This window comes from Streptomyces hirsutus (assembly GCF_001418415.1).
In the GTDB taxonomy this organism is placed as follows: Bacteria; Actinomycetota; Actinomycetes; order Streptomycetales; family Streptomycetaceae; genus Streptomyces; species Streptomyces hirsutus.
Genome location: NZ_LIQT01000322.1, coordinates 622 through 3733 on the forward strand (window position 1 = coordinate 622; position 3112 = coordinate 3733).

At 69.3% G+C, this 3112-nt stretch carries 3 protein-coding genes and 1 tRNA gene; 3 read left to right on the forward strand and 1 reads right to left on the reverse strand.

Features of this window, described 5'->3' with window-relative positions; all coding sequences use genetic code 11:
* The first annotated feature begins 85 nt into the window (after nucleotides 1-85).
* The 3 genes from repSA to AOK11_RS23540 are packed head-to-tail and all read left to right on the forward strand — an operon-like array spanning nucleotide 86 to nucleotide 2813.
* Complete coding sequence (gene repSA, locus AOK11_RS23530; RefSeq protein WP_167353828.1) at nucleotides 86-1465, forward strand: replication initiator protein RepSA; 1380 nt, start codon at nucleotides 86-88, stop codon at nucleotides 1463-1465.
* On the forward strand, nucleotides 1462-1650 hold the full coding sequence (locus AOK11_RS23535) for a helix-turn-helix domain-containing protein (RefSeq protein WP_055595724.1): 189 nt from the start codon (nucleotides 1462-1464) through the stop codon (nucleotides 1648-1650). The genes repSA and AOK11_RS23535 overlap by 4 nt, the downstream gene beginning before the upstream one ends.
* Nucleotides 1650-2813, forward strand: coding sequence for a tyrosine-type recombinase/integrase (locus AOK11_RS23540; protein WP_055595725.1), 1164 nt, complete (start codon nucleotides 1650-1652; stop codon nucleotides 2811-2813). The genes AOK11_RS23535 and AOK11_RS23540 overlap by 1 nt, the downstream gene beginning before the upstream one ends.
* A 55-nt stretch (nucleotides 2814-2868) precedes the next feature.
* On the opposite strand, the gene AOK11_RS23545 is transcribed toward AOK11_RS23540, so the two are convergent.
* Nucleotides 2869-2944, reverse strand: a tRNA-Arg gene (locus AOK11_RS23545).
* Nucleotides 2945-3112: the final 168 nt, after the last annotated feature.

Sequence of the window (3112 nt, forward strand, 5' to 3'; positions counted from 1 at the left end):
GCCAAGCATCCGCCGCCCGGGAGCCGTCCCTGTCCGATCTCGCAACCGGAAGGAAGAACCCAGCATGGCGCATCGCGCCTCGCCCGTGCCTGAGCCGCTGCTCGACCCGACGACCCTCGGTGACCTGCTGAGGGTGGCCTCGGCCTCCGACTATGCGCGCTGGGAGGACCAGATCCGCCGTACCGGCGGCTGCGCCGACCCGATCCACCTGACCGGCTGGGCCCTCCACAAGGACAAGACCACCGGCGAGACACTGCACCACTACACCACCGCCGGTGAGCCCGGCGGACGTCTTCGCCTCGCCTGCGGCAACCGCCGCGCCTCCCGCTGCCCGTCCTGCGCCTGGACGTACGCGGGCGACACCTATCACCTGATCCGGGCGGGCCTGGCCGGTGACGACCGCCGCGACATCCCCGCCACCGTTCGAGAGCACCCCCGCGTCTTCGCCACCCTCACCGCCCCGTCCTTCGGCCCGGTTCACAACCGGCCCGACCGAGGAGTCTGCCGCTGCGGCGCCCAACACGCCCCCGATGCCTCGGAGCTGGGCACCGCCCTGGACCCGGCCACGTACGACTATGCGGGCGCCGTGCTGTTCAACAACCACGCCGGACAGCTCTGGCAGCGCTTCACCACACGCCTGCGCCGTGAACTCGCCGCCCGTGCCGGCCTTTCTCGCCGTGAACTCGCCGACCGCCTCCGCGTCTCGTACGGCAAGGTCGCCGAATTCCAGAAGCGTGGCGCCCTGCACTTCCACGCCGTGGTCCGGCTCGACGGGCCCGAGGGCGCCGAGTCGTCGCCGCCCGCCTGGGCCACGGTCGATCTCCTCACCGACGCGATCCGGGCCGCCGCCGCGCATTCGTACACCTCGGTCTCCGTCCCGGCCGCCGAGAGCCAACCCGCCCGGTCGTTCCGCTGGGGGACACAGCTCGACGTCCGGCCGGTGAAGGCGTTCGGGGACGGCTCCGACATCACAGAGCAGGCGGTCGCCTCGTACGTCGCCAAGTACGCGACCAAGGCAGCGGAGAACACCGGCACCCTGGACCGCCGCATTGGCGAACTCGCCGAACTCGACCGCCACGGCGTCCCCGACCACACCCGCCGCCTGATCACCGCATGCCGCGACCTCGACCCGCTCTATCCCGACCGGCGGCTGTGGGCGTGGGCTCACATGCTCGGCTTCCGAGGCCACTTCTCCTCCAAGTCCCGCGGCTACTCCACCACCCTCGGCGCCCTCCGGCAGGCACGCGCCGACTATCGAGCCGCACAGGATGCCGCCGCCTTCCGCCTGGACGACCGCGAGCCGGAGACCGCCCTCGTCCTGACCGACTGGCAGTACGCCGGCCACGGCCACACCCCCGGAGAGTCCGCCCTCGCGGCCACCATCGCCCGAGATCTCCAGCTCAACCGCGAGACCGCCCGCGAAGCCCTACGAGATCAGCTTGCTCAGGAAGGAGCCGCAGCATGACCACCGCGCCCCCCGATCTGCTGACCGTGCCGGAAGTCATGACGCGGCTCAAGGTCGGACGCTCCAAGGTCTACGACCTGATCCGTTCGCGGCGCCTGGTCTCGATCAAGATCGATGGTGCTCGCCGGATCCCCACCGATGCCGTACGTGACTTCATCCTCGACCGGATCGAGGAGGCTGCCTGATGGCTGGCCAGCGCAAGCGCAATCCGAACGGTGCGGGCACCATCACCAAGCGCAAGGACGGCCGCTATCAGTGCGCGGTCTACGTCCTCCAGCCGGACGGCACCCGTGCCCGTAAGTTCGCGTACGGCAAGACCTGGGCCGAGTGCGACGCCAAGCGTCGTGAGCTGCTCGACAAGGTCGACCAGGGCGTGCCCGTGCCCACCCGCTCGGCCAAGCTCTCCGAGTGGCTGCCGTACTGGCTGGACAACGTCATCAAGCCTCGGCGGAAGCTCAGCACGTACGACAAGTACGAGGCACACGTCAGGCTCTACCTGGTGCCCCTGCTCGGCGCCAAACGGCTCGAATCCCTCGGCGTCGCCGACGTACGCCGCTTCCTCGTCCGCCTGGAGAAGGAGACGACCGCGGCGACCGCCAAGGAATCCCACCGCGTCCTGCGGTCGGCGCTCTCCTCCGCCTGCCGCGAGGAACTGATCACGCGCAACGTCGCCAAGCTCGTCGAGCCGCCCCGCACCGACAACCGCGAACTGAAGCCCTGGACCCTTGACGAGACACTCGACTTCCTGGCGGCCTCCCGTAAGGACCCGCTGTACGCGGCCTTCGTGCTTGCCATCGCCATGGGGCTCCGCCGGGGAGAGATCATCGGTCTTCGCTGGTCTGACCTCGACCTGGACAACCGCGTCCTCTACGTCCGCCAACAGACCCAGCGGCGCCGTGGTGTCCTGTACGACGACGATCCCAAGAGCCGCCGTCGCCGCGTCGTTCCGTTGCCCGCACTTTGTATCGCCCCGCTGCGCTGGCACCGGATGCGGCAGTCCGCCGCTCGGGCCAAGGCGGGGGAGCAGTGGCACGAGTCGGGTTACGTCTTCACCACCCGCACCGGTCGTCAGGTCGAGCCGCGGAACGTCTACCGCTCCTTCACCCGTGTCGCCGAGTCCGCCGGCCTTCGCGTGATCCGGTTGCATGATGCTCGGCACGGCACGGCGACTCTCCTCACCGCAGCCGGAGTCGCGCCTCGCGTCGTGATGGAGATCCTCGGGCACAGTCAGATCAGCATCACCATGGACGTGTACACGCACGTCGTGCAGGACACTCAGCGCGAGGCCATCAGCCACATGGATCGGCTGCTCAAGCGGCGGCCGGTTGTGAGAGACCGCCCGCGTTGATGTCAGAAGTGGATGTCAAAGGCCCCGGACCATGATCGGTCCGGGGCCTTTTGGCTGGTGCCCCCGGCAGGATTCGAACCTGCGACACCCGCTTTAGGAGAGCGGTGCTCTATCCCCTGAGCTACGAAGGCGAAGGCGTCCCCTGTGAGGGGGCAAGCCCACTGGTCGGACATGGTGCGGGGTGCTCCGCGGTCTTGCTCGGTCGCGCGGCGCGGCGTACCAATGACCGACCAGGGACAGCGTAGCGGATACGTGACGGTGAGAGTCGTCGGTATAAGGGCAGGGGGCGGGGAGGGGGC